This window comes from Gemmobacter lanyuensis, from assembly GCF_014652355.1.
Lineage (GTDB): Bacteria > Pseudomonadota > Alphaproteobacteria > Rhodobacterales > Rhodobacteraceae > Gemmobacter > Gemmobacter lanyuensis.
In genome coordinates, this window is the sequence record NZ_BMYQ01000004.1 from 16,004 (window position 1) to 41,354 (window position 25,351).

Annotated in this window: 22 protein-coding genes and 2 tRNA genes; 14 read left to right on the forward strand and 10 right to left on the reverse strand. The window is 63.6% G+C overall.

Annotated features, from left to right (window positions below; genetic code table 11):
- Positions 1–181: 181 nt before the first annotated feature.
- Complete coding sequence (locus tag IE101_RS08460) at positions 182–1,003, reverse strand: ABC transporter permease (RefSeq protein WP_189633399.1); 822 nt, start codon at positions 1,001–1,003, stop codon at positions 182–184.
- Between the two features lie 134 nt (positions 1,004–1,137).
- Here IE101_RS08460 and cysQ point away from each other — a divergent pair, with 134 nt between their 5' ends.
- The 8 genes from cysQ to IE101_RS08500 all read left to right on the forward strand — a co-directional run bounded on the left by cysQ (position 1,138) and on the right by IE101_RS08500 (position 10,429).
- Positions 1,138–1,932, forward strand: a complete 795-nt coding sequence (cysQ, locus tag IE101_RS08465) for a 3'(2'),5'-bisphosphate nucleotidase CysQ (protein ID WP_189633400.1) — start codon at positions 1,138–1,140, stop codon at positions 1,930–1,932.
- Positions 1,929–2,726, forward strand: a complete 798-nt coding sequence (locus tag IE101_RS08470; protein WP_189633401.1) for a 3-deoxy-manno-octulosonate cytidylyltransferase — start codon at positions 1,929–1,931, stop codon at positions 2,724–2,726. The genes cysQ and IE101_RS08470 overlap by 4 nt, the downstream gene beginning before the upstream one ends.
- A 9-nt stretch (positions 2,727–2,735) precedes the next feature.
- Positions 2,736–3,974 carry a glycosyltransferase family 2 protein gene (locus IE101_RS08475; RefSeq protein WP_189633402.1) on the forward strand — a complete coding sequence of 413 codons (1,239 nt, stop codon included), beginning with the start codon at positions 2,736–2,738 and terminating at the stop codon, positions 3,972–3,974.
- 168 nt (positions 3,975–4,142) lie between these two features.
- Positions 4,143–5,042, forward strand: coding sequence for a UTP--glucose-1-phosphate uridylyltransferase GalU (gene galU / locus IE101_RS08480; protein WP_189633403.1), 900 nt, complete (start codon positions 4,143–4,145; stop codon positions 5,040–5,042).
- Positions 5,043–5,045: 3 nt separating this feature from the next.
- Positions 5,046–6,281: a glycosyltransferase family 4 protein gene (locus IE101_RS08485; RefSeq protein ID WP_189633404.1), complete on the forward strand. Its 1,236-nt coding sequence runs from the start codon at positions 5,046–5,048 to the stop codon at positions 6,279–6,281.
- A gap of 31 nt (positions 6,282–6,312) precedes the next feature.
- On the forward strand, positions 6,313–7,323 hold the full coding sequence (locus IE101_RS08490; RefSeq protein ID WP_189633405.1) for a glycosyltransferase family 2 protein: 1,011 nt from the start codon (positions 6,313–6,315) through the stop codon (positions 7,321–7,323).
- 10 nt (positions 7,324–7,333) lie between these two features.
- The gene (locus IE101_RS08495) at positions 7,334–9,031 is read left to right on the forward strand and encodes a DUF5927 domain-containing protein (protein WP_229804065.1); all 1,698 of its coding nucleotides are present in this window, start codon (positions 7,334–7,336) and stop codon (positions 9,029–9,031) included.
- Positions 9,032–10,429, forward strand: coding sequence for a nodulation protein NodH (locus IE101_RS08500; RefSeq protein ID WP_189633406.1), 1,398 nt, complete (start codon positions 9,032–9,034; stop codon positions 10,427–10,429).
- A gap of 11 nt (positions 10,430–10,440) precedes the next feature.
- Here IE101_RS08500 and IE101_RS08505 read toward each other — a convergent pair whose 3' ends face one another.
- From IE101_RS08505 to IE101_RS08545, 9 genes are all read right to left on the reverse strand, one after another.
- The gene (locus tag IE101_RS08505; protein ID WP_189633407.1) at positions 10,441–10,905 is read right to left on the reverse strand and encodes a PTS sugar transporter subunit IIA; all 465 of its coding nucleotides are present in this window, start codon (positions 10,903–10,905) and stop codon (positions 10,441–10,443) included.
- 34 nt (positions 10,906–10,939) lie between these two features.
- Positions 10,940–11,515, reverse strand: coding sequence for a ribosome hibernation-promoting factor, HPF/YfiA family (gene hpf / locus IE101_RS08510; RefSeq protein WP_189633408.1), 576 nt, complete (start codon positions 11,513–11,515; stop codon positions 10,940–10,942).
- A 260-nt stretch (positions 11,516–11,775) separates the two neighbouring features.
- Positions 11,776–12,519 carry an LPS export ABC transporter ATP-binding protein gene (gene lptB, locus IE101_RS08515; protein ID WP_189633409.1) on the reverse strand — a complete coding sequence of 248 codons (744 nt, stop codon included), beginning with the start codon at positions 12,517–12,519 and terminating at the stop codon, positions 11,776–11,778.
- Positions 12,519–13,007 carry a lipopolysaccharide transport periplasmic protein LptA gene (gene lptA / locus IE101_RS08520; RefSeq protein ID WP_189633410.1) on the reverse strand — a complete coding sequence of 163 codons (489 nt, stop codon included), beginning with the start codon at positions 13,005–13,007 and terminating at the stop codon, positions 12,519–12,521. Before lptA ends, lptB begins: the two co-directional genes overlap by 1 nt.
- A 12-nt stretch (positions 13,008–13,019) precedes the next feature.
- On the reverse strand, positions 13,020–13,613 hold the full coding sequence (locus IE101_RS08525) for a hypothetical protein (protein WP_189633411.1): 594 nt from the start codon (positions 13,611–13,613) through the stop codon (positions 13,020–13,022).
- Between the two features lie 3 nt (positions 13,614–13,616).
- Positions 13,617–14,582: a KpsF/GutQ family sugar-phosphate isomerase gene (locus IE101_RS08530; protein ID WP_189633412.1), complete on the reverse strand. Its 966-nt coding sequence runs from the start codon at positions 14,580–14,582 to the stop codon at positions 13,617–13,619.
- Positions 14,563–15,177, reverse strand: coding sequence for a ribonuclease D (locus tag IE101_RS08535; RefSeq protein WP_189633413.1), 615 nt, complete (start codon positions 15,175–15,177; stop codon positions 14,563–14,565). The genes IE101_RS08530 and IE101_RS08535 overlap by 20 nt, the downstream gene beginning before the upstream one ends.
- Before the next feature lie 110 nt (positions 15,178–15,287).
- Positions 15,288–15,372: transfer RNA gene (locus tag IE101_RS08540), tRNA-Leu, on the reverse strand.
- 154 nt (positions 15,373–15,526) lie between these two features.
- A tRNA-Leu gene (locus IE101_RS08545) sits at positions 15,527–15,611 on the reverse strand.
- A 164-nt stretch (positions 15,612–15,775) separates the two neighbouring features.
- Between IE101_RS08545 and IE101_RS08550 the strand changes: the two genes are divergently transcribed.
- The 6 genes from IE101_RS08550 to gltB all read left to right on the forward strand — a co-directional run bounded on the left by IE101_RS08550 (position 15,776) and on the right by gltB (position 25,310).
- Entirely contained in the window at positions 15,776–16,762 is a 987-nt protein-coding gene (locus tag IE101_RS08550) for a complex I NDUFA9 subunit family protein (RefSeq protein ID WP_189633414.1), read from the forward strand.
- Between the two features lie 3 nt (positions 16,763–16,765).
- Positions 16,766–17,572: an undecaprenyl-diphosphate phosphatase gene (locus IE101_RS08555; protein ID WP_189633415.1), complete on the forward strand. Its 807-nt coding sequence runs from the start codon at positions 16,766–16,768 to the stop codon at positions 17,570–17,572.
- Between the two features lie 162 nt (positions 17,573–17,734).
- Positions 17,735–19,171, forward strand: a complete 1,437-nt coding sequence (locus IE101_RS08560; protein WP_189633416.1) for an NAD(P)-dependent oxidoreductase — start codon at positions 17,735–17,737, stop codon at positions 19,169–19,171.
- A gap of 76 nt (positions 19,172–19,247) precedes the next feature.
- A complete protein-coding gene (locus IE101_RS08565) occupies positions 19,248–20,072 on the forward strand; it encodes an alpha/beta hydrolase-fold protein (protein ID WP_189633417.1) in 825 nt (274 codons plus the stop codon).
- Positions 20,069–20,785, forward strand: coding sequence for a hypothetical protein (locus IE101_RS08570; protein WP_189633418.1), 717 nt, complete (start codon positions 20,069–20,071; stop codon positions 20,783–20,785). Before IE101_RS08565 ends, IE101_RS08570 begins: the two co-directional genes overlap by 4 nt.
- Entirely contained in the window at positions 20,772–25,310 is a 4,539-nt protein-coding gene (gene gltB, locus IE101_RS08575; RefSeq protein WP_189633419.1) for a glutamate synthase large subunit, read from the forward strand. The genes IE101_RS08570 and gltB overlap by 14 nt, the downstream gene beginning before the upstream one ends.
- Positions 25,311–25,351: the final 41 nt, after the last annotated feature.

Sequence of the window (25,351 nt, forward strand, 5' to 3'; positions counted from 1 at the left end):
GGGCGTATATAGGCAGGCAAAAACGGGCCTGCAAGCGTGACCGCGCGGGGAATCTCGACAGTCTGGTGAAACTTGTCGCGGATGGGCGATCCGCCGTCTCGTACGGGGCCTTGCGCGCCGCCAAGGTCTCGGCGCCCGGAGGCGGAAGCCGCGGGCGAACCGGCCAAGTTGTGCTGGCGCGTCAGCGCTTGGCGGCCCAGCTGGCCGAGATGTGTTTGCGGGTGAAGAATTCGCCCATCAGCCCGATCACGATACAGGCTGCCGTCACCTTGATTGGATAGTCGATGGAGCTGTAGTGCGGATGGTAGTTCAGGAAGATGAAACCGCGCCCCTGGTCGATCGTGTGGAAAAGGGGATTCCAGTCAAACCAGGCGAGAACATGGCCCGGCATCTTGTTGGCAACAAACATCTTGCCCGAAGCGATCATGTTTGCCCGCATGTAGAGCGAACAGAGGATGCCGAAGAAATCGGGGGCCCAAGGCTTTGCCGCCAGCATGATCATGCCGATGCCCACGCCGCTGGCCCAGGACAGCACGAGCATCCCCAGTGCGCCCACGGGTTCGTAGATCGAAATCGGGGTGAAGATCACATGGTAGAAATACAGCACCACCGAGGCCGACAAGACCTGCAGATACAAAGCGCTGAGCGCAGAAGAGCAGATGGCGACGATCGTGTTCATCGGGCGGTGCAGCATCATGGGCGAGGTCGGACCTTCTGCCCCCATGACCGCGCCCAAGGCCTTGGTATGGGTCATGAACATGAAGATGCCCGACATGATGTAGAGCACGAAGTTCCCGCGGATGGCGTTCGACCGGCCGCCCATGATGTTCATGATGACGTAAAAGACGACGATCAAGATTACCGTCTGCAGGATGTTCATCAGCAGGCCGATAATGGCATTGCCATGATTCTTGCGTACATGGCGCACGCTGGCATGAAAAATGAGCTCGAGCGTCGTGAACGCCGACCCTACCGATGATTTCGGCTGCTCGATCTCAAACATCTGCCAGACCTCTCTGGGCGCGCCCTGCCCGATCCTGAACGGGAAATCTTGCCGTTCCCTTAGCGAGCGATGATAAGGGATCGACCAAATTATTCAACTCTGCGGCCCGACCGGCCGCCTGCCGGAGCCGTACCATGGATTTCAACCGCCTTGTCCCCGTCATTCGCCGTCTCGCGCTCGAGGCTGGTGACCGGATCATGGAGGTCTACAATTCCCCCGATTTCGAGGTGAAGTCCAAGGGTGACGCCAGCCCTGTGACCGAAGCGGACGAGGCGGCCGATGCGCTGATTTCGGCGGGCCTTCAGGCCGAATTCCCCGAAATTCCGCTGATCACCGAAGAACAGGCCGACAGCCACGCGCTTGAGGCCAAGACCTTCCTGATCGTCGATCCGCTGGATGGCACCAAGGAATTCGTCCAGCGTCGGGGCGATTTCACGGTGAACATCGCCTATGTTCAGGACGGCGTGCCGATGCGCGGCGTTGTCTATGCCCCCGCACAGGGGCGGCTGTTCTACACCCAGGCCGACGGCAGCGCGGTCGAAGAAACCGGCACGCTGGACAAGTCGAGCCCCGGCACCCTGCGTCGGATCTCGGTCAGCATGCCCGATAATGACGCGCTGATGGTGGTGGCTTCGAAATCGCACCGCGATGCGGCTACCGATGATTACATCTCGAAATATTCAGTGAAGGACATGCGCTCGGCCGGGTCCTCGCTGAAGTTCTGCCTGGTCGCCACGGGCGAGGCGGATCTGTATCCGCGGTTGGGCCGCACGATGGAATGGGACACCGCCGCCGGTGACGCCGTTCTGCGCGGGGCAGGGGGGCAGGTTGTCCGCTTCGATGATCATAGCGTGCTGGCCTACGGCAAGTCGGGCTGGGACAACCCCTTCTTCATCGCCTATGCGCCCGGCGTGGAGCTGAAAAAGTGAGCGTCCTTCTCGCCATTCCGGCCCGCTATGCCTCAACCCGCTATCCGGGCAAGCCCTTGGTTTCCTTGCGTGGCCCGGACGGGGATAAGACCCTGATCCAGCGCAGCTGGGAGGCCGCCAAGGCGGTGCGCGGGGTGGACCGGGTCGTCGTCGCCACCGATGACGACCGCATCAAGACCCATGCCGAGGCCTTTGGCGCCGAGGTGGTGATGACCTCATCCGCCTGCCAGAACGGGACCGAACGCTGCGCCGAAGTGGCCGCCAAGTTGCCGGGGTTCGAGATCGTGGTGAATCTGCAGGGCGATGCGCCGCTGACCCCGGCCTGGTTCGTCGAGGATCTGATCGCCGGGCTGCGCGCCGATCCGCAGGCCGATATCGCGACGCCGGTGCTGCGCTGCGACGGGCGCGCGGTGAACAGCTTTCTGGCCGATCGCCGCGCGGGCCGCGTGGGGGGGACTACGGCGGTCTTCGGGGCGGGGGGGCGTGCGCTCTATTTCTCGAAAGAGGTGATCCCCTATACCGGCAAGACCTATGGCGACGAAGACCCGACGCCTGTCTTTCACCATGTCGGCGTCTATGCCTACCGCCCCCGCGCGCTGCGGGCCTATCCGTCCTGGCCCATCGGTCCGCTGGAAGTGCTGGAGGGGCTTGAGCAGCTGCGTTTCCTGGAACAGGGGCGCGCCGTGCTCTGCGTCGAGGTGGAGGCCAAGGGCCGCCAGTTCTGGGAGCTGAACAACCCCGAAGACGTGCCCCGGATCGAGGCCATGATGGCCGAGATGGCCGGGCAGGGCTAAGCCCGCGCCATGGCGCTGCCCGCGACCAGCCTGATCATCGTCAGCCGCCACCGCGCGGCGGCCTTGAGGCGGGCGGTCGCGGCGGTCTGCCAACTGGACCATCAGCAGGTCGAACTGATCGTGGTGGCTGATCCAGCCGCTTTTGCGGGGCTGCCTGATCTGCCGATCAAGAAGGTGCCCTTCGATACCCCCAATATCTCGGCGGCGCGGAACGCGGGGCTTGCTGTCGCAGCCGGAGAGGTCATCGCCTTTCTGGATGATGACGCGGTACCGGAACCCCCTTGGCTGTCGCGGCTGACGGCGCCGTTCCAGCAACCAGATATTGTTGCTGCTACAGGATATGTCATTGGTCGAAATGGATTTTCGTATCAATGGCGCGCATCCGAGGTTGACCATCTGGGCGAAGACCACCCGCTGCAGGTCCCCGATACCGGCATGGTTCAGGCGGGCTCGGCCCGCCGCACGATCAAGACCCAGGGCACCAATTGCGCCTTCCGCGCTGGACTCTTGCGGAAGGTGGGGGGATTTGATCCGGCCTATCATTTCTTTCTGGATGAAGCGGATCTGGACCTGCGCCTTGCCCTGTCGGGACGCACGGCGGTGGTGCCGAAGGCACGGGTGCATCACGGCTTTCATGCTTCGGATCGGCGCCGGTCGGACCGGGTTCCCACCACACTGCACGAGATTGGGGCATCCTCCATGGTTTTCCTGCGCCGCCATGCCGATGAGGCCGCGTGGCCTGCCGCTTTGGCCCGGCGTCGCGCGACCGAACGCCTGCGCGCGCTGGGCCATATGGTCGGCGGCGCCCTTCTGCCGGGCGAGGTGGGGCCACTTCTGGCGACGCTGGAGGCGGGCATAGCCGAGGGTGCCAGCCGCCATCTGCAGCCGCTCAGCCCTCTGCCCCTGCCGGATCAGCCTTTCCTGCCCCTGCCTGGCACCGGGCCGCGTCAGCTTCGGCTTTTTGCGGGTCGGGCCTGGCAAGGCCATGCCTTGGCCCGGGCCGCCCGCACAGCTGTGGCCGAGGGGGCAGTGGCTGTGGTGATGCGCCTCAGCCCAACCGCGCGGCGGCATTCGATCCGCTTTCATCCCGACGGCTATTGGGAACAGACAGGCGGTCTTTTCGGCGCAGCTGAGCGACACGAACCTGCTGTTCGCCCCTTCACTTTCAGCCGCCGTGTTCACCAGGAAAGCCTGCGCTGGGCAGAGTTTCGCCCAAGTTTTTTGCGGTTTCAGGATAAGCTTGAGTGATTGCCGCGCCTGAATTAGCAATCCCGATGAAAAATGAGACAGAAGTCGGTATCCTGGCGATGTGATTCGTTAGTTTTGCTGATTTTTGTCGATTTTTAAGCCATCATCAGACCCGGCGCTGCAGTAGCGCAGGGCATTGAAAAGACACCCGAGAGGATCGTCGCTATCATGAAGTCTAGAAAGGTCACCAAGGCGGTATTTCCCGTGGCTGGCATGGGAACGCGGTTCCTGCCGGCCACCAAGTCGATCCCGAAAGAGATCATGACGCTGGTTGACCGCCCGCTGATCCAGTACGCGATTGATGAAGCCCGCGCAGCCGGTATCAAGGAATTCATCTTCGTCACGTCGCGCGGCAAATCCGCGCTTGAGGATTATTTCGACCACGCGCCCGAGCTGGAAAACACCCTCAAGCGCGCGGGCAAGAATGATCTGCTCGAAGTGCTGAAAACCACCAACATGGATTCCGGCGCGATTGCCTATGTGCGTCAGAACCGGGCCATGGGGCTTGGCCATGCCGTGTGGTGCGCCCGCCGTCTGATCGGGAACGAACCCTTTGCCGTGCTGCTGCCCGATGACGTGATCGCGGCAGAGAAGCCCTGCCTTGCCCAGATGGTCGAGGCCTATGAGGAAACCGGCGGCAATATGGTTGCCACCATGGAGGTGCCGCCTTCGAAGGCTTCGGCCTATGGCGTGCTCGACATCGCCGAGGACATGGGCGCCATCGTCAAGGCAAAGGGCATGGTTGAAAAGCCCAAAGCCGAAGAGGCGCCGTCGAACCTTGCCGTGATCGGACGCTATATCCTGTCGCCAAAGGTCATGACCAACCTCAACAAGATGAAGCAGGGCGCCGGCGGTGAAATCCAGCTGACCGACGCCATCGCCGAGGAAGTGGGTGAGGAGGGCACCGGCGTCTACGGTTACCGCTTCAGCGGTCAGCGTTATGACTGCGGCTCGAAGGCCGGCTTCCTTCAGGCCACCGTGGCCTTCGGCCTGTCGCGCCCCGACCTGCAAGACGAGTTCAGCAGCTATCTGCATGACCTCATCGCCCAGCAGAAGGCTGCGCAGTAATCCGTGCCCGCAGCGCGGCTTCTGGATCTGACGCGGATTGTATCGCGTCTGGGTCGGGGGCCGCTGACAGGGGTGGACCGGGTCGAGCTTGCCTGGTTGGATCATCTGATCGAAGGGGAGGCCCATTCGGGCCTTCCCCTTTTTGCTTTGGTGCGGATGGCTGACGGTTTTGCCCTGCTCGATGGGCCTGGGGCACGCGCGGTGGCGGCGCTCGCGCGCGGCGCCGATCTGCCTGCGGCGGATCTGCGCGGACGACTGGGGCGGCGGCGCGATCCCCTGCGCGCCAGGGCAGAAACAGCGGTGCGTCGGCTTGCCCGCGCGCAGACCCCCATGCCCCTGCTGGGCTGGATGCTGGCGCGCCATGTGCCACCGGACACGCCGTATTTTAACGTCGGTCACGCCAATCTGACGCCACAGGTTCTCGGCGCGATGCGGGGGCAGGTTGTCGTGCTGGTGCATGACACGATCCCATTGGATTATCCTCAGTTCACCCGGCCCGATATTCCGATGGTATTCGGGCGCAAGATGGCGGCGGTGTCAGGCCGGGCTGATCTGGTGGTACATTCCACCGCCGCCGCACGTCAGGCAACCGAGCGGCACTTTGCCCGCATGGGGCGCGTCCCTCCCGCGGTGGTCGCGCCGCTTGGGGTGGATGTGCCTGCGCCGGGTCGCTTTCCTGATTTGCCGGGGCTTGACCCCAGGCGGCCCTGGTTCCTTGCCATCGGCACGATCGAGCCGCGCAAGAACCATGCGCTTCTGCTTGATGTCTGGGAACAGCTTGCCACCCGTCTTGCCCCGAACCAGATGCCGCAACTGGTGATCGCGGGCAGCCGCGGCTGGCGGAATGAGGCCGTCTTCCGCCGGCTGGATGCCCGGCCACCCCATGTGATCGAGGTGGCCGACCTGTCGGATCCTGCGCTGGCCGCGCTGTTGTACAGATCCCATGGCCTGTTGTTCCCCAGCCATGCCGAGGGGTTTGGCCTGCCGCCGGTCGAGGCCGCGGCCTTGGGCGTGCCGGCCTATCTGTCAGATTTGCCAGTCTTCCATGAGGTCTTGGGAGACTATCCGGTTTACCTGCCGGTTGACGCGGTTTATTCTTGGGTGGAAACAATTGCCGCTGTTTTGGCGGGGGGGGAACGGGCAAATTCCCCGGACGGGGGCGTCGGTGGCATGAAACCTGCCCTTGCTTTGCCAGGCTGGGACACGCATTTCAATGCGGTGTTAAGAAACGTCAGATAGGCCGGAATTACCTGGTCGGAGCATGTGAAGCGTGGGGATCTGGACCACATACCGCCTGCGTCTTGCACGCAAGCGATGGCGCCTCAGGGCCTTCCGCAAGCGGCGGGAGCTGACTCCCGTTGTCAGCCGCATCAATGCCGTGCGGCCCAATCACCTGCTTTTGTTTTCGACCGTCAGGAACGAAAAGATCCGGCTGCCCTATTTCCTGCGCTATTATCGGGATTTGGGGATCAACCATTTCTTTTTCGTCGACAATGACAGTGATGATGGCACCCGCGAATATCTTGCGGAACAGGCCGATGTTTCCCTTTGGCGGGCAAAGGCCAGTTACAAACGTGCGCGGTTCGGGGTGGATTGGCTGAACTGGCTGCTCATGCGGCATGGCCACGGGCATTGGACCATGGTCGTCGATCCCGATGAATTCTTCGTCTATCCCTTCTGCGATACCCGGCCGCTGCGTGCGCTGACGGATTGGCTGGATGCGAGTTCGATCAAGTCCTTCTCGGCGATGTTGCTGGACATGTATCCCAAAGGGCCAGTCTCGGCGCAGCCCTATCGAGAAGGGCAGGACCCTTTTGAAATTGCCAATTGGTTTGACAGCGGCAATTACACCATGGCCAAGAACCCGTCCTACGGGAATCTCTGGATTCAGGGCGGCGCCCGGTCGCGCGTGTTCTTTGCCGACAATCCCGAACGTGCGCCCGCGCTGAACAAGGTGCCATTGGTGAAATGGCATCGTGATTACGCCTATGTCAGTTCGACCCATATGCTGCTGCCGCGCGGGTTGAACCTTGTTTATGACGAATGGGGGGGGGAAAAGGCCTCGGGCTGCCTTCTGCACGCGAAGTTCATCGATACGCTGGCCACCAAAACCGCCGAAGAGCTGCGCCGGAAGGAACATTTCGCCAATAGCCACGAATACCGCGCCTATCAGGAGGGGCTGCTGGCCAGCCCTGATCTGTGGTGCAAATGGAGCGAGAAATATATCAACTGGCGTCAGCTCGAGATTTTGGGTCTGATGTCCAAGGGCAACTGGGCATGAGGGGGCAGGGGTGAGCGTCGGCTTTGTCATGCTCTGTCATACGGCGCTGGACCGGGCGGCACAGGTTGCCCGCCACTGGGCCGAGCATGGCTGCCCTGTTGTGATCCATGTTGACCGTCGCGTGGGCAAAGGCCCGTTCCGGCGGATGCAGCGCGTTCTGGAAGGTGTGGCTGACATCCGCTTTTCCGAACGGTTTGCCTGTGAATGGGGCACCTGGGGGCTCGTTGCCGCAACGCAGGCGGCCTCGACCCTGATGCTGCGCGATTTTCCGGCGGTGCGGCATGTCTATCTTGCCTCGGGGTCGTGCCTGCCGCTGCGCCCGGTGAAAGAGCTGGTCGCCTATCTGGACAGTCGCCCGCGCACTGATTTCATCGAAAGCGTCACCACCGAGGATGTCGGCTGGACCGTGGGTGGGCTGAATATCGAACGCTTTACCCTGCGTTTCCCGTTTTCCTGGCGCAAGCAACGGCGGCTGTTTGACGGCTATGTCCGCCTGCAACGGCGGCTGGGTTTTCGCCGTCGCATCCCGGCGGGGCTGGTGCCGCATCTGGGCAGCCAATGGTGGTGCCTGACGCGACAAACGCTGAGCGCCATTCTCGAAAGCCCTGACCGCGCGGCGCATGATGCCTATTTCAAGCGAGTCTGGATTCCCGACGAAAGCTATTTCCAGACGCTGGTCCGGCAGGTCTCGGCCAATGTCGAAAGCCGGTCGCTGACGCTGTCGAAGTTCGATTTCCAGGGCAAACCGCATATCTTTTACGACGACCACCTCCAGCTTTTGCGGAAATCCGACTGTTTTGTCGCGCGAAAGATCTGGCCGCATGCCGACAAGCTTTATCGCGTGTTCCTGTCGGATGATGCGGGCAACCAGCCTGCCGCCGAACCAAACCCCGGCAAGATCGACCGGCTGTTTTCCAAGGCGGTGGAGCGGCGGACCAAGGGACGCGCCGGGCTTTACATGCAAAGCCGCTTTCCGCAGTGGAACTGGGAAAACGGCATGACCGCGGCGCCCTATTCAGTTTTTGAAGGGTTCTCGGAACTCTTTGAAAATTTTGATATCTGGCTTGGCAAGGTGACGGGGACGCGGGTGCATGGCCACCTCTTTGCGCCTGATCGCGTGGCCTTTGCCGGGGGCGAGAAGGTCTATAACGGGGCGCTCAGCGACAGTGCCAAGCTGCGTGACTACAACCCCCGCAGCTTCCTTGTCAGCCTGATCTGGAACACCCGCGGCGAACGGCAATGCCTGCAATTCGGGCCTGATGACAATCAGGAAATCGGTGCCTTCTTCGCACGTGATCCGAACGCCCAGATCTCGGTGATTTCGGGGGCATGGGCGGTGCCGCTGTTCCGCGCTAATGTGAATTTCGGGGAAATCCGCAAAGAGGCCGCGCGGTTGCAGAAGATCGAGGCCGCACATCTGGCTGAATTGCGCGACCCCTCGGTCAAGGCCAAGGTCCGGATCTGGACGCTGGCCGAATTCGTGGAAAACCCGATGGAACCGCTCCAGACCATCATCGACGAAATCAGCCCCCGGTCAAACCGCCGCCTGACCGAGGCGCCGCGCATGGCCGACCTCACGGGCTTTGGCCAGTTCCTGCAGAACCTCCGCAATCAGGGGATGCAGCCGGTGCTGATGGGCGATTTCCCGGCAGGCGATGACCCCCGTCCCACAACGACGCGGCGTGGCCGCCCCTATCTGGTGAAGTAAGTGCAGCAGCGGTTCCGTTCCTTCGTGATGTTCGCCGAAATGCGGACCGGGTCGAATTTCCTTGAGGCGAACCTGAACGCGCTGCCCGGCGTCACCTGCCATGGTGAGGTGTTCAACCCGCATTTCATGGGCAAGAAGGATTGCCAAAGCCTCTTTGGCTATGACCTGCCCGCACGCGAGGCGGAGCCGCTGGCGGTGCTGGAGGCGATGCGTGCCCAAACCGCCGGGCTGGCCGGGTTCCGCTGTTTCCATGACCATGACCTGCGGGTCATCGCCCATGTGCTGGCCGATCCGACCTGCGCCAAGATCATCCTGACGCGCAATCCGGTGGAAAGCTATGTCAGCCTCAAGATCGCGCAGGCGACGGATCAATGGCGCCTGACCAATGCCACGCGGCTGAAAACCGCGCGGGTGCCGTTTCAGGCGGCGGAGTTCGAGGCGCATCTGCAGCAGGCCCAGGCCTTTCAGATCGAGCTGATGCACGCTCTGCAGATCAGCGGTCAGACGGCCTTCTATATTGATTACGAAGATCTCAATGATCTTGAGGTGCTGAACGGGCTTGCCGCCTTTTTGGGGGTTGAGGGGCGGCTTGATGCGCTGGACCCCAAGCTGAAAAAGCAGAACCCCGAGGATGTGACGGCCAAGGTGGTTAACGCGACCGAGATGGAGGCTGCGCTGGCGCGGCTCGATCGGTTCAATCTGGCACGCACGCCGAATTTCGAGCCGCGTCGGGCGCCGGGGATTCCGGGCTTTGTGGCGGCGGCGGATGCACCGGTCTTGTTCATGCCGGTGCGCGGCGGGCCGGATCAGGCGGTGCGTGACTGGCTGGGGCGGTTGGGGCGCGGCGGGTTGATCACCGATTTCGTGCAGAAGTCACTGCGGCAGTGGAAACGCCAGCAGGGCGCCCATCGCAGCTTTACCGTGCTGCGCCATCCCGTTGCGCGGGCCTATGAGGCCTATTGCCGGGTCGTGCTGGCGGGTGAGGGCGATTTCTATCGCCTGCTGACCAAGGCCTATGGACTTGATCTGGCACGCGGACCCAAGGTTGACGCAGAGATGCAGCGCGCGGGCTTTGTGGCTTTTCTGCGCTGGCTGAAGATCTATCTGGCGGGCCAGACCGGGCAGAAGATCGACCCGCGCCTCGCCAGCCAGTCGGCGGTTCTGCAGGGCTTTGCCCAGTTCCAGACGCCCGATCTTGTGCTGCGCGAGGAGCGCCTGGCCGAGGGGCTGGCCTTTCTGGCCGCCGATCTGGGCCTGCCCGCACCAGAGTTCCGTCCGTTGGCAAGCGACCTGCCCCTGCCGCTGGCCGATATCTGGACGGCAGAGGTCGAAGAGGCCGCGCGGGACGCCTATCAGCGCGATTATCTGGGCTTCGGCTTTGCGAAATGGGGGCGTTGATCGCCCCCTGATCAGGCCGCGGCAGGCGCCCGGCTTTCGGTGAGGATAGCGTAAAGCTTGGCCGGATCGGTATTGGCGCGCAGCTTGGCGCAAATCCCGGCGTCGCGCATGGTGCGGCTGACCAGCGCCAGCGCCTTGAGGTGTTCCACCCCGGAATCCTTCGGTGCGAACAGCCCGAAGATCAGGTCCACCGGCTGGCGGTCGACGCTGTCATAATCCAGCGGCTTTTCCAGGCGGATGAAGACCCCGACAATGCCCGGCAGGTCTTCCAGCCGCGCGTGGGGCAGGGCGATGCCATGGCCCACACCGGTGGGGCCAAGGCTTTCGCGTTCCTGCAAACCGTCAATCGCCACCGAGGCGTTGAACTTGTAGGCCTGTGCGGCCACCTCTCCCAGTTCCTGGAAGAGGCGCTTCTTGCTTGTCATCTGACTGACGACCCTGACGGCCTGCGGGTGAAGAAGTTTGGAAAGTTCCATCAGGATCGTCGTCCAATCAGCGCCGCGCGGCGCGTCACTTGCTGTTGCGCGGGTCGATCCAGCCGATGTTGCCGTCTTCACGACGATACACGACGTTCACGCCCCCATGGCCCTCATTCCGGAACACGAGCATCTTCTGACCCGCCAGCTCCAATTGCATCACGGCTTCGCCCACGGTGATCGAAGGGATCTTCGTCTCCATTTCGGCAATGACGATCGGCTGAAGCGTCGCGGTGTCCGACTCCTCGTGGTCGTCGGTCGGGGCGAGGATATAGGAGGAACCTCCGTCGAATTCAACAGGTGCCGTGCGGTCACGGTGGTGGTCGCGCAGACGGCGCTTGTAGCGGCGCAGCTGCTTGTCCAGCCGTTCGCGGCAGGCTTCGAAAGCGGCATAGATTTCAGGGGCATGGCCCTTGGCCGCCGCATTCAGGCCGGTCGAGAGATGGATCGTGGCTTCGCAGACATGTTCATGCGCGCTCTTGGAAAACACGACGACGGCATCGGTGGGGCGTTGGGCGTATTTCTCGATCACTTCGCCCAGTTCGGCCTTCACATGGGTTTGAAGCGCCTCACCGATGTCGATCTGTCTCCCGCTGATCTGATAACGCATGGCTCCTCCTTCGCGATGACGGCAAAGCACAACCCGCATCATGCAGGGTGTCCCGCCGATGAATTTTACATGGGGCCGCCCGGTGTTCGACACCAGTGCCACGGGGGCAGAAACCTGCCGCATGGGCCTTGGAGTCGGGGGCGGTTATCACACGCATCTAGGGTATTTGGTGGCATACCCGGCAGGGATGTCAACAGCTTCATCGTCACGGATTGTCACGGTGGCGCGGGTATGGCGTTGCGGGCGCAGGGCGCCGCCGGTCAGACCATGCGGAAGTTCTGGCCCAGATAGACGCGGCGCACGGTTTCGTCGCGCACGATTTCGTCAGTCGTGCCGCTCATCAGGACGTGGCCATCGTGCAGAATATAGGCGCGATCCACGATTTCGAGCGTTTCGCGCACGTTATGGTCGGTAATCAGCACGCCCAACCCGCGGGATTTCAGGTCCTGCACCAGGTGACGAATCTCGCCCACGGCGATGGGGTCCACCCCGGCAAAGGGTTCATCCAGCAGCAGGTATTTCGGATCGGCGGCCAGACAGCGCGCGATTTCCACCCGCCGCCGTTCCCCGCCCGACAGCGCCAGCGCGGGCGCGCGCCGCAGATGGGTGATCGAGAAATCCGACAGCAGTTCTTCCAGACGTTCTCGCCGCTTGTGCGCGTCGGATTCGCGGATCTCCAGCACGGCCAGGATATTGTCCTCGACCGAGAGGCCGCGGAAGATCGACATCTCTTGCGGCAGATAGCCCACGCCCAGCTGCGCGCGGCGATACATCGGCAGGGTCGTCACGTCGCGCCCGTCGATCAGCACCTGCCCGCCTTCGGGCGTCACAAGCCCCGCGATGGAATAGAAGCAGGTGGTCTTGCCCGATCCGTTCGGGCCCAGCAGCGCCACCACCTCACCGCGGTTGAGCGTGAGCGTCACATCCCGGATCACCGGGCGCTTCTTGTAGCTTTTGCGCAAGCCCCGGACCTGCAGGCCAAGCGGCTGGGGGGTGTCGGTCATCAGTTGCCACCCGGCACGAAGATCGTCGAGACGCCGCCTTCCATCTGGCCGCTGCCCGACTTGAGGTCGATCACCAGCTTCTGCCCGGAAATCGCGCTTTTGCCCTGCGTCAGCAGGACATCGCCGGTCATCACTACGCGGCCCTCGTCGATGGTATAGACCGCCTCGCGCGCCTCGGCGGCATCGGTCTTGCTGGCAAGGGTGACGCCACCCGTGGCGTGCAGCTGGCGGATGGCCTTGCCCTCGGGATCGTATTCCACGCGCACCTCGGCCGCCGATAGGCGCATGTCGCCCTGACCCACCACGACATTGCCGGTGAAGGTGGCGCTGCCATCGGCCTGATTGACGGCGAGGCTGTCGGCCTTCACCTCGACCGGCAGGGTGGTGTCCTGTTTCAGCCCGCCGAAAGACACCCCCGCGCCCTGTGCGCTGGCCAAGCCGGGGACCATGGCGCAGATCAGAAGCAGCATGCGAAGGGGGCGGAACATGAAAGGCCTCGGTCAGCGGGTGCGCGGTTGGTATATCAGGCGGACGCCGCCGTTGAAAACCAGAAGATAGGTTTCGGCACCATCCCCCGTCGGGGTGATCTGCATCTGACCGGCGGTTATCCGCCCCAGCGGACCAAAGCCCTCGACCGCGCCGGCGGTCTTTGCCCCGGCGGTATCAAGGGTCAGGGTCATCGCCTCGGTCCGGAATTCGTAGCCCAGCGAATTGGCCAGCAGGACACCGCCCTCCAGCACCGCCGCGCGCGTCTCTTGCAGAAAGCGCACGGCGCCCGCGGTCAGCACCGACCGCGCGCCATCGGCGGTGGAGAGCTCGGCATGCACCGCCGCGGCCGTGGCCCCGTTGCCGGCATCGGGGCGGGCCTCATCGGCGCTGATGGTCAGCGTCGCGCCATCACGGGTGGTGCCGGCATAGGTGGGGGCGGTGATCCGGGGTTCGCGCAGGCGGTCGGCCAGCTCGGCCTCGGAAAAGCCGATCGTCCCCTGCGGGTCGATCTGCCGCGCGACCAAGAAGAGGCTGGAGAGAATCGCCAGCGCCATCAGCGGCAGCGCCACCTTCAGCCATCCCACAAGGCGCGAATGCCGGTCCATCGGTTACACCACGCCCGCCCGCAGGCAATCATGGATATGGATCAGCCCGACGGCCTGACCCGATCCTTCCGGGTCCACCACGAAAAGCGAGGTGATCTTCTTCGACTGCATCACCGCCACGGCCTTTTCGGCCAGCGCATCAGGCCCGATACTGCGCGGGTTGCGGGTCATCACCTGTTCCGCGGTCAGATCCAGCAGGCCCTGCATGTGGCGCCGCAGGTCACCGTCTGTGATCACCCCCACCAGCAGCCCATCGGCATCGGTCACGCCGACTACGCCAAAGCCCTTCTGGCTCATGGTCAGCAGGGTGTCGCCCATGGGCGTGAGCGCAGTCACCAGCGGCAGGTCGGTGTGCATCAGGTTCCGCACGGTGGCCAGCTTCGCCCCCAGCTTGCCGCCGGGGTGGAAGATGCGGAAATGTTCCGGCGTGAACTGACGGTGGTCCATCAGCGCAATCGCCAGCGCATCCCCCAGCGCCAGCGTCATGGTGGTCGAGGTGGTGGGAACGATGCCGGTTTCGCAGGCCTCTTGCGCGGGGGGCAACAGAATCGCTACGTCAGATTGCCGCAGCAGGGTCGAACCCGGCCGCCCTGCCACCCCGATCAGCGGAATCGCAAAGCGGCGGGTATGGGCGATCACATCCGCCAGCTCGGGCGTCTCGCCGGAATTCGACAGTACCAGCGCCACATCCTGTTCCGTCAGCATGCCCAGATCGCCATGGCTCGCCTCGCCCGGATGGACGAATTGCGCCGGTGTCCCGGTCGAGGCGAAGGTCGCCGCCATCTTGCGCGCGATATGCCCCGATTTGCCCATGCCGCAAACGATGACACGGCCCTTGGCGCCCAGGATCAGCTCGACCGCGCGGTCAAAGCTGTCGTCCAGCTGATCGGCCAGCAGGGTCAAGGCCTCGGCCTCGCGGCGGATGACGCGGCGGCCGATGCTGCGGAAATCAGTGGTGGAAGATGTCATTGGGTTCATCCCAGCCCATAAGATCCAGTTCGGCCCGCGTCGGAAGGAAATCGAAACAGCGCTGTGCCAGTTCCATCCGCCCTTCGCGCTGCAACCGCAGTTCCAGCGCCGCCTTCAGCGCATGAAGATAAAGCACATCCGAGGCGGCATAGTCCTTTTGCGCCTCGGTCAGTTCGGCGGCGCCCCAGTCCGAGGTCTGCTGCTGCTTGCTGACATCCACGCCGACCATTTCCTGCAGCAGGTATTTCAGCCCGTGCCGGTCGGTGAAGGTGCGGATCAGCCGCGAGGCGATCTTGGTGCACCAGACGGGGGCAGTGGTCACGCCAAAGGCATTCTTCATCGCCGCAATGTCGAACCGCCCGAAATGGAACAGCTTCAGCACATCGGGATTGGTCAGCAGACGTTCCAGATTCGGCGCCCGGGTCTGTCCACGCGCGATCTGGACCAGATGGGCATGACCGTCGCCCGCCGAAAGCTGCACCACACACAGCCGGTCACGCCGGGGATCAAGGCCCATGGTTTCGGTGTCGATGGCCACGATGGGGCCAAGATCAAGCCCGTCGGGCAGATCGGTCTTGTGCAGGTAGATGGTCAAGGAAGCCTCCGCGGACAGCGCCTGCCGGGGATAGACCCGCCGGGGCAGCGGGTCAACGCCGGGCTTGAATGCCAAAGGCCCGGCACCTTGCGGGCCGGGCCTTTGGAAACTGGTGCCCAGAAGAGGACTCGAACCTCCACGCCTTGCGGCACTGGTACCTGAAACCAGCGCGTCTACCAATTCCGCCATCTGGGCGATGTCGTGAGGTGGTATCTACGGGCTGGCGCGCGGGGTGTCAACGGCACATCTTGCACGAAATGCGATGAATTTCCGGCGCCTCGCGGTCGGGGCTGCATCGGGGCGGAAAACCAAAAGGCCCGGCACCTTGCGGGGCCGGGCCTTTGGAAATTGGTGCCCAGAAGAGGACTCGAACCTCCACGCCTTGCGGCACTGGTACCTGAAACCAGCGCGTCTACCAATTCCGCCATCTGGGCGATGTCGTGGGGCGGTATCTACGGGCAGCCGCAGGGGGTGTCAACAGTCCGCGACAAAAAACTTTGTACCCCTGCCGCGCGGGATTTGCGGCTTGTTTGGAAAGGGCCTTAAAGTTATGGAGACAAGGAATTTTGCACCATTACCTACCGGGAAGGGCTCGCAGATGAGCAAGCTGGTCACGATCTATGGCGGTTCGGGTTTTGTCGGGCGTTACATTGCCCGCCGCATGGCGAAAGAGGGCTGGCGCGTGCGCGTTGCGGTCCGCCGCCCGAACGAAGCGCTTTTCGTGCGCCCGTATGGCGTGGTCGGACAGGTCGAACCGGTGCTGTGCAACATCCGCGATGACGCCAGCGTACGCGCTGCCATGAAGGGCGCCGATGCGGTGGTGAACTGCGTCGGTATTCTGAACGCGGTCGGCAAGAACAAGTTCGACGCCGTGCAGGCCGAAGGGGCCGGGCGCGTGGCACGCCTTGCCGCTGAAGAGGGCGTCGCGAACCTGGTGCATATCTCGGCCATCGGGGCCGATGTGAACAGCGCCAGTAGCTATTCCGCCACCAAGGGCCAAGGCGAAGCCGCGGTTCAGGCCGCTTTCCCCGGTGCGGTGATCCTGCGTCCCTCGATCATCTTCGGGAATGAGGACGGGTTCTTCAACCGCTTTGCCGGCATGGCGCGTCTGTCGCCGATCCTGCCGATCTTCGGCGCCGGGACGAAATTCCAGCCTGTGCATGTGGAGGACGTGGCCGCCGCTGCGGTCAAGGGCGTGCTGGGGCAGGCCCCGGCGGGCATCTATGAACTGGGCGGCCCCGATGTCGCCACTTTTGCCGAGCTGATGCAGGCCATGCTGGGCATTATCCACCGCCGCCGTCTGGTGCTGCCGCTGCCGCGCTTTGCCGGTGCCATCATGGCGGCCGTCTTCGATAGCGTGCAGGCCGTGACGCTGGGTCTGATCGTGAACAAGGTGCTGACCGGCGATCAGCTGAAGAACCTTTATCGCGACAACGTGGTTTCGCCCGGCGCCAAGACCTTTGCCGATCTGGGAATCACCCCCGCGGCCTATGAGGCCGTGCTGCCCGACTATCTCTGGCCCTTCCGGCCGTCGGGCCAATATGACGCCATCAAGGCCTCGGCCAAGAACCTGCGTAAGGCCTGATGCATGGCCGACCAGTCGCTCCTCGCTGCCGCCGTTCTGGGTTTGCTGGAGGGGCTGACCGAGTTCATCCCCGTCTCCTCGACCGGCCATATCCTTCTGGCCGGTCACTTCATGGGCTTCAACAGCGCCGGCAAGACCTTTGAGGTCGTGATCCAGCTGGGCGCCGTGCTGGCGGTGCTGTCGGTCTATGCGGCAAAGCTCTGGCAGGTGTTCTCGACCGCGCATCGCGACCCGGCCGCGCTCCGATTCATCGTGGCGGTGGCCCTGGCCTTTTTCCCCGCGGTGGTGATCGGTGTTCTGGCGCATGATTTCATCAAGACCGTGCTGTTCGAAACCCCGATGCTCATCGCCATCAACCTGATCGTGGGCGGCGTGATCCTGCTGTTTGTCGATCGGCTTGCGCTGAACCCGCGTTACAATGAGGCGACCGAGGTGCCGCTGGGCGTCGCGCTGAAGATCGGGTTCTTCCAATGCCTTGCCATGGTGCCGGGGGTCAGTCGGTCGGGCTCGACCATCGTGGGGGCGCTGCTTCTGGGCGTCAGCAAACGGGGCGCGGCCGAATTTTCCTTCTTCCTGTCGATGCCCACCATGGCCTCGGCCTTCGCCTATGACCTGTGGAAAAACCGCGACGTGCTGGATACCGGCGCCATGACCGAGATTGGCGTGGGCTTTGCCGTGGCCTTTGTCGCGGCGGTCTTCGTGGTGAAGTCGCTGCTCAATTACATCTCGCGCCATGGCTACGGGTTGTTCGGGTGGTGGCGAATCATTGTCGGTTCTATCGCTTTGGTGGCGCTTTCCTTGGGGTTCTGAAGGCATAGGTATCGTTTACTGACCTAATTTTCTGCAAAAAACATCACGAGCAAAGTTCCGCAGGCGAAAAACTGCAAACTAGGTCAGCCTTGCTGACTTTTATTCTGACCCGGCCCAAAGTATCAAGGCGCACCCACCGATTTGCCGCAGGGAGGCGCCGCTATGGCCAAGGAACGGATGCTCCAGTTTGTTACCGTGAATCGGGAGATGCCCGAGAAGCGTCCGGCCAATCTGCGGTCGCAGGATTTCCATGAAATCTATCGGGAATTTGCCGCGAACAAGGCCACGGAACAGGCCAGCCGCTGCAGCCAGTGCGGCGTGCCCTATTGCCAGGCGCATTGCCCGCTGCACAACAATATCCCTGACTGGCTCCGCATGACCGCCGAGGGCCGTCTGGAAGAGGCCTATGCCATCAGCCAGGCCACCAATACCTTCCCGGAAATCTGCGGCCGCATCTGCCCGCAGGACCGTCTCTGCGAAGGCAATTGCGTCATCGAACAATCGGGCCACGGCACCGTCACCATCGGCTCGGTCGAGAAATACATCACGGATACCGCTTGGGAAAATGGCTGGGTGAAGCCCGCCAAGCCCGAGGTCGAGCGCGCCGAAAGCGTGGCGATCATCGGCGCCGGTCCGGGCGGTCTGGCGGCGGCCGACATGCTGCGCCGCAAGGGCTATCAGGTTACGGTCTACGATCGCTATGACCGCGCGGGCGGCCTGCTGACCTATGGCATCCCCGGCTTCAAGCTGGAAAAGCCTGTCGTCATGCAGCGCATCGAGCAGCTGGAAGCCTCGGGCGTGAACTTTGTCATGAACTGCAAGGTGGGCGAGGATCTGAGCTTTGACGCCATCCGCGGCCAACATGATGCCGTGCTGATCGCGACGGGCGTCTACAAGGCGCGCGACGTGGGCGGCCCCGGTGCCGGGGCCTCGGGCATCGTGCAGGCGCTGGACTATCTGACCGCCTCGAACCGCAAGAGCTTTGGCGACGATGTCGAGGCCTATGATAGCGGCGAGCTGAACGCCGAAGGCAAGCGCGTGGTCGTCATCGGTGGCGGCGATACCGCGATGGACTGCGTCCGCACGGCGATCCGTCAGGGCGCGACCTCGGTCAAATGTCTCTATCGTCGTGACAAGGCCAATATGCCCGGCTCGCAGCGCGAAACCCAGAACGCCGAGGAAGAAGGCGTTGAATTCGTGTGGCTTTCGGCGCCCAAGGGCTTTACCGGCGGCACGACGGTGGATGGTGTGATCGTGCAGAAGATGCGTCTGGGCGCCCCCGATGCCACCGGCCGCCAGTCGCCGGAAGTGATCGAAGGCGCCGACTATGTGGAGCCCGCCGATCTGGTGATCACCGCGCTCGGCTTTGAACCCGAAGAGCTGCCGACCCTCTGGGGGGTGCCGGAACTGGCCGTGACCCGCTGGGGCACCATCAAGGCCGATTTCCGCACCCATGCGACCTCGCTGCCCGGCGTCTTTGCCGTGGGCGATATCGTGCGCGGGGCCTCGCTGGTGGTCTGGGCGATCCGCGATGGCCGCGAGGCCGCCGATTCCATCGCCGCCTATCTGACCCAACCGGCCAGCGTCGCGGCGGAATGATCTGAAAGCTGCGCCCTTCGGGGCGCGGCACAGGCAGCAGGCCTGACCCCGGCGGTGGGGCAGGCAGGATCAGGATATGAAGGGGCCGATGGCCATGGGCGAGATGATGCGAGCGGAAGGGCAGGGCGGCGCGGCAGCGCCCGTCGCGGCACACCGTCCGCCGCGCCCCGAGATCCAGATCGAGACGCTGCGCGATGACCGCCGCCTGCGGGTCTGGCGCCATCGGGGGCAGAGCAACCGTCTGGTGGTCTGCTTCTCCGGCGTTGGGCGCGATTGGCGCGTGCCGCCGCGGCTGGAACTGGCCAAGACCGCCTGCGCCGCGGGCCGGGATCATGCGCTCTACTTTGCCGATCCCGCGCGCAGCTGGCTGAATGCCCCGCTGCTGGCTGAGGAAATCGCCGGGCTGATCGAGGCCGAGGTCGCGCGGACGGGCGCCACGCAGGTGGTGGCGCTGGGGCATTCGCTGGGGGGCTTTTCGGCGCTGGTCCTTTCGGGCTTCACGCGGTTTGACGTGGTGCTGGCGCTGTCACCGCAGATGTCGATCGACCCCGCGCTGGTGCCGGATGAACGTCGCTGGTCCACGCTGCGCGCGCGGATTCCCGCCTTCCGCATCCGCGCTGCGTCCGATCATATGGCGCGCGCCACGCAGCATTATGTGCTGTTCGGCACCGCCGCGCGTGAGACGCCGCAGCGCCGCCTGCTGCGCCCGGCGCCGAATGTGCAATGCTTTGATCTGCCGCGCGTCCGCCATGATTCCGTCGTGCGGATTCATCAGGCCGGTGTGCTGGATGAGGTGGTGCAGCTGGCCTTCGCCGGGCGCACGCGCCGTCTGCGTCAGCTGCTGCGCGACCGTATGAAGGCGGTGCAGGCCGCACCCGAACCCGAGGGGGCCGAGGCATGAAGCCGCTGATCCTGACGCTTGGCCTGCTTGCAGCCCTGCCCGCAGAGGCAGGCAGCTTCACCCCGCCCGAGGGCTGCGAAACCTTCCTGACGGTGCAGGCGCGCGGCTGCCGCGTGTCGAACCACTACCGCTGCGAGGCCGACGCCCCCGGTGATCAGTGGCGCGCCGATTTCGATCAGGAAGGTGTCTTCTTCCTCAGCCATGTGAACCGCGAAGCGGAATGGGTGGAAAGCTTCGAATTCAACCCGGATGTGCGCCAGTCGCTGGACGATGGGGCGGCGGACCCGGCCGAGTTTTCGAAGCTGCTGTCCAGCGGGCGCGATGATTTCGCATTTTCGCTCTCGCGCACCGATGGGCAGAACACCGAGGTCACCGGCTTTGACGCCCTGACCGGCCGCAGCATCACCATCGATGGTGTCGCGCTGCAGGAAACCGAATTCGAATATACCGAAACCGATGCCGAGGGCACGATCCTGCGGCAATCGCGCGGGAACGAATATATCAGCGCAGAGTGGCGCCTGTTCTTTGCCGGCCCCTCTGAATACCGCGATGGCGAGGCCTGGCTGCCGATGGATGGCAGCCCGGTCAAGTTCATCCTTCCGGGCGAACCGGGGTTCGCCGCCACACAGCCAATCTATGAATGCGGGGCGCTGATGTCGTCCTATCGCAAATCTTCCGAAGCCAAGGAGGCCCTTAGCCATGACGATCTATGACGAAGCCTGGGTGAAGGCCGAAGAGACCAAGCGCGCATGGATGGCCGAACATGGCCTCTACAAGGAAGATGACGAACATTCTTCCTGCGGCGTGGGTCTGGTCGTGTCGATTTCGGGCAAGCCGAGCCGCAAGGTCGTGGACGCGGGCATTGATGCCCTGCGCGCGATCTGGCACCGTGGCGCCGTTGATGCCGATGGCAAGACGGGCGACGGCGCGGGCATCCACGTGCAGATCCCGGTCAAGTTCTTCTACGATCAGGTCCGCCGCACCGGGCATGAGCCCGACATGAACAAGCTGATCGCGGTCGGCCAGGTCTTCCTGCCGCGCACCGATTTTGGCGCGCAGGAACGCTGCCGGACCATCGTGGAGACCGAAGTTCTGCGCATGGGCCACTATATCTATGGCTGGCGCCATGTGCCGGTGGACACCTCGGTGCTGGGCGAAAAGGCCAATGCGACGCGCCCCGAGATCGAACAGATCCTGATCCGCTGCGAAAAGGACATCGACGACGAACAGTTCGAGCGCGAGCTCTACATCATCCGTCGCCGCATCGAAAAGGCCGTGACCGCCGCCGGGATCGCGGGCTGCTATCTCTGCAGCCTGTCCTGCCGGTCGATCATCTACAAGGGCATGATGCTGGCCGAACAGGTGTCGGTCTTCTATCCCGATCTGGAAGATGAGCGTTTCGAAAGCGCCTTCGCGATCTATCACCAGCGCTATTCGACCAACACCTTCCCGCAGTGGTGGCTGGCCCAGCCCTTCCGCATGCTGGCGCACAACGGCGAAATCAACACGCTGAAGGGCAACGTCAATTGGATGAAGAGCCATGAGATCCGCATGGCCTCGTCCACCTTTGGCGACATGGCCGAAGACATCAAGCCGATCATCCCCGGCGGCACTTCGGATTCGGGCGCGCTGGATGCGGTGTTCGAAGTGCTGGTCCGCTCTGGCCGCTCGGCCCCCATGGCCAAAACCATGCTGGTCCCCGAAGCCTGGTCGAAAACCTCGACCGAGCTGCCCAAGGCCTGGACCGACATGTATGCCTATTGCAATGCCGTGATGGAGCCTTGGGACGGCCCCGCCGCGCTGGCGATGACCGATGGCCGCTGGGTTTGTGGCGGGCTTGACCGCAACGGCCTGCGTCCGATGCGCTATGTCGTCACGGGGGATGGCCTGCTGATTGCCGGGTCCGAAGCGGGCATGGTGCCGGTCGATGAATCGACCATTCGTGAAAAAGGCGCGCTTGGGCCGGGGCAGATGATTGCCGTCGATACCAAAGAGGGCAAGCTTTATCACGATGCCGCCATGAAGGATAAACTGGCCGCAAGCCAGCCTTATGGCGAATGGATCGAAAAGGTCGTGGACCTGAACTCGATGCTGCGCGACGTGCCGGAAGCCGAAACCTTCACCGGGGCCGAGCTGCGCAAGCGCCAGATCGCGGCCGGCTATTCGGTCGAAGAGCTGGAGCAGGTCCTGGCCCCGATGGCCGAGGACGGCAAGGAAATGATCGCCTCGATGGGCGATGACACCCCGGTTGCGGTTCTGTCCAAACAGTATCGCCCGCTGTCGCATTTCTTCCGCCAGAACTTCAGCCAAGTCACCAACCCGCCGATCGACAGCCTGCGCGAAACGCGGGTCATGTCGCTCAAGACGCGGTTCGGCAACCTGAAGAACGTGCTGGATGAAAGCTCGGCCCAGACCGAAATCCTCGTGCTGGAAAGCCCCTTCATCGCCAATGCCGAATATCAGGTGATGCTCAAGCAGTTCGGCACGCAGGTTGCGGTGATCGACTGCACCTTCCCGACCGACTGCGGGCCAGAGGCGCTGCGCCTCGGGCTGGAGCGTATCCGTGCCGAAGCCGAAGATGCCGTCCGTTCGGGCGCGGCCCATCTGGTGCTGACCGACGAATATCAGGGGGCCGAAAAGGTCGCCATGCCGATGATCCTTGCGACCTCGGCCGTGCATAGCTGGCTGACCCGCAAGGGCCTGCGCACCTTCACCTCGCTGAATGTGCGCGCGGCGGAATGCATCGACCCCCACTACTTCGCGGTGCTGATCGGCTGCGGCGCGACGACGGTGAACCCCTATCTGGCGCAGGACAGCATCGCCGACCGCATCAGCCGCGGCCTGCTGGAAGGCAGCCTGACCGATGCGATGCGCCGCTACCGCGATGCCATCGACGCGGGTCTGCTCAAGATCATGGCGAAGATGGGGATTTCGGTCATCTCGTCCTATCGCGGTGGCCTGAACTTCGAAGCCGTCGGCCTGTCGCGCGCCATGGTGGCCGAGTATTTCCCCGGCATGCACAGCCGCATTTCGGGGATCGGTCTGCACGGCATCCAGGGCAAGCTGGTGGAAATCCACGCCAAGGGCTGGAAGGGTGGCACCGACGTGCTGCCGATCGGCGGCTTTTACAAGGCCCGCCGCACCGGCGAAAAGCATGCCTGGGAAGCCCAGACCATGCATATGCTGCAGGCGGCCTGTGATCGTGCGTCCTATGACATCTGGAAGCAGTATTCGGCCGCGATGCGGGCGAACCCGCCGATCCATATCCGCGATCTGCTGGACATCAAGCCGCTGGGCAAGCCCGTGCCGATCGAAGAGGTCGAATCGATCACCTCGATCCGCAAACGCTTTGTGACGCCGGGCATGTCGCTGGGGGCGCTGTCGCCCGAAGCGCATATGACGCTGAACATCGCCATGAACCGTATCGGGGCGAAATCCGACAGCGGTGAAGGTGGTGAAGATCCGGCGCACCAGCACCCCTTCCCGAACGGCGACAACCCCTGCGCCAAGATCAAGCAGGTGGCCTCGGGCCGGTTCGGCGTGACGGCGGAATACCTGAACGCCTGCGAAGAGCTGGAGATCAAGGTCGCCCAAGGCGCCAAGCCCGGTGAGGGTGGCCAGCTGCCCGGCATGAAGGTGACGGAACTGATCGCGCGCCTGCGCCATTCGACCAAGGGCGTGACGCTGATCTCGCCGCCGCCGCACCACGACATCTATTCGATCGAGGATCTGGCGCAGCTGATCTACGACTTGAAGCAGATCAACCCGCGCTGCAAGGTGACGGTCAAGCTGGTTTCGGCCAGCGGCGTCGGCACCATCGCGGCGGGCGTGGCCAAGGCCAAGGCGGATATCATCCTGATTTCCGGCCATAACGGCGGCACGGGCGCTTCGCCCGGCACCTCGATCAAATATGCGGGTCTGCCGTGGGAAATGGGCCTGACCGAGGCGCATCAGGTGCTGACCATGAACAACCTGCGCGAGCGGGTGACGCTGCGCACCGACGGTGGCCTGCGCACCGGGCGTGACGTGGTCATGGCCGCGATGCTGGGCGCCGAGGAATATGGCATCGGCACCGCCGCGCTGATCGCGATGGGCTGCATCATGGTGCGTCAGTGCCAGTCGAACACCTGCCCGGTGGGCGTCTGCACCCAGAACCCCGATCTGCGCGCCAAGTTCAGTGGCTCGGCCGACAAGGTGGTGAACCTGATCACCTTCTACGCCCAGGAAGTGCGCGAGATTCTGGCCAGCATCGGCGCCCGGTCGATGGATGAGGTGATCGGTCGTGCCGACCTGCTGACCCAGGTCAGCCGCGGTTCGGCCAGCCTTGATGACCTTGACCTGAACCCGCTGCTGATCACGGTCGATGGGGCGCAGAAGATCACCTATGATCGTTCGAAGCCGCGCAATGCCGTGCCGGATACGCTGGATGCGGAAATCGTCAAGGACGGCGCCCGCTTCTTCGAGGATGGCGAGAAGATGCAGCTCAGCTATGCGGTGCGCAACACGCTGCGCACCATCGGCACGCGCTCGTCGAGCCATATCGTCAAGAAGTTCGGCATGCGGAACAACCTGCAACCCGACCATCTGACGGTAAAGCTGACCGGCAATGCCGGGCAGTCGCTGGGCGCCTTCGCGGTGAACGGTCTGAAGCTTGAGGTGCAGGGCGACGCCAACGACTATGTCGGCAAGGGCCTGTCGGGCGGGACCATCGTGGTGCGGCCGCAGATGGCCTCGCCGCTGGTGGCCGATCAGAACACCATCATCGGCAATACCGTGCTTTACGGGGCAACTGACGGCTACCTCTTTGCGGCGGGCAAGGCGGGCGAACGCTTTGCCGTCCGCAACTCGGGGGCCAAGGTGGTGATCGAGGGCTGCGGCTCCAACGGCTGTGAATACATGACCGGCGGTGTCGCCGTGATCCTGGGCAAGATCGGCGCGAACTTTGGCGCCGGGATGACCGGGGGCATGGCCTATCTCTATGATCCGGACGGGATGGCCGAGGATTACATGAACCTCGAAAGCCTCGTGACCTGTGCGGTCAGCCACCCGCATTGGGAAGCGCAGCTGAAAGGTCTGGTCGAGCGTCACGCCGCCGAAACCGGCAGCGTCAAGGCGGCGCGCATCCTGGCGAACTGGGAGGCCGAGCGGGCGAACTTCCTGCAGGTCTGCCCGAAAGAGATGCTGATCCATCTGCCCCATCCCCTTTCGGATGAGCGGACCGCCGTTCCGGCCGAATGATCGGCGCAGAGATCGACTGAAGAAAGGCCCCCTCCGGGGGC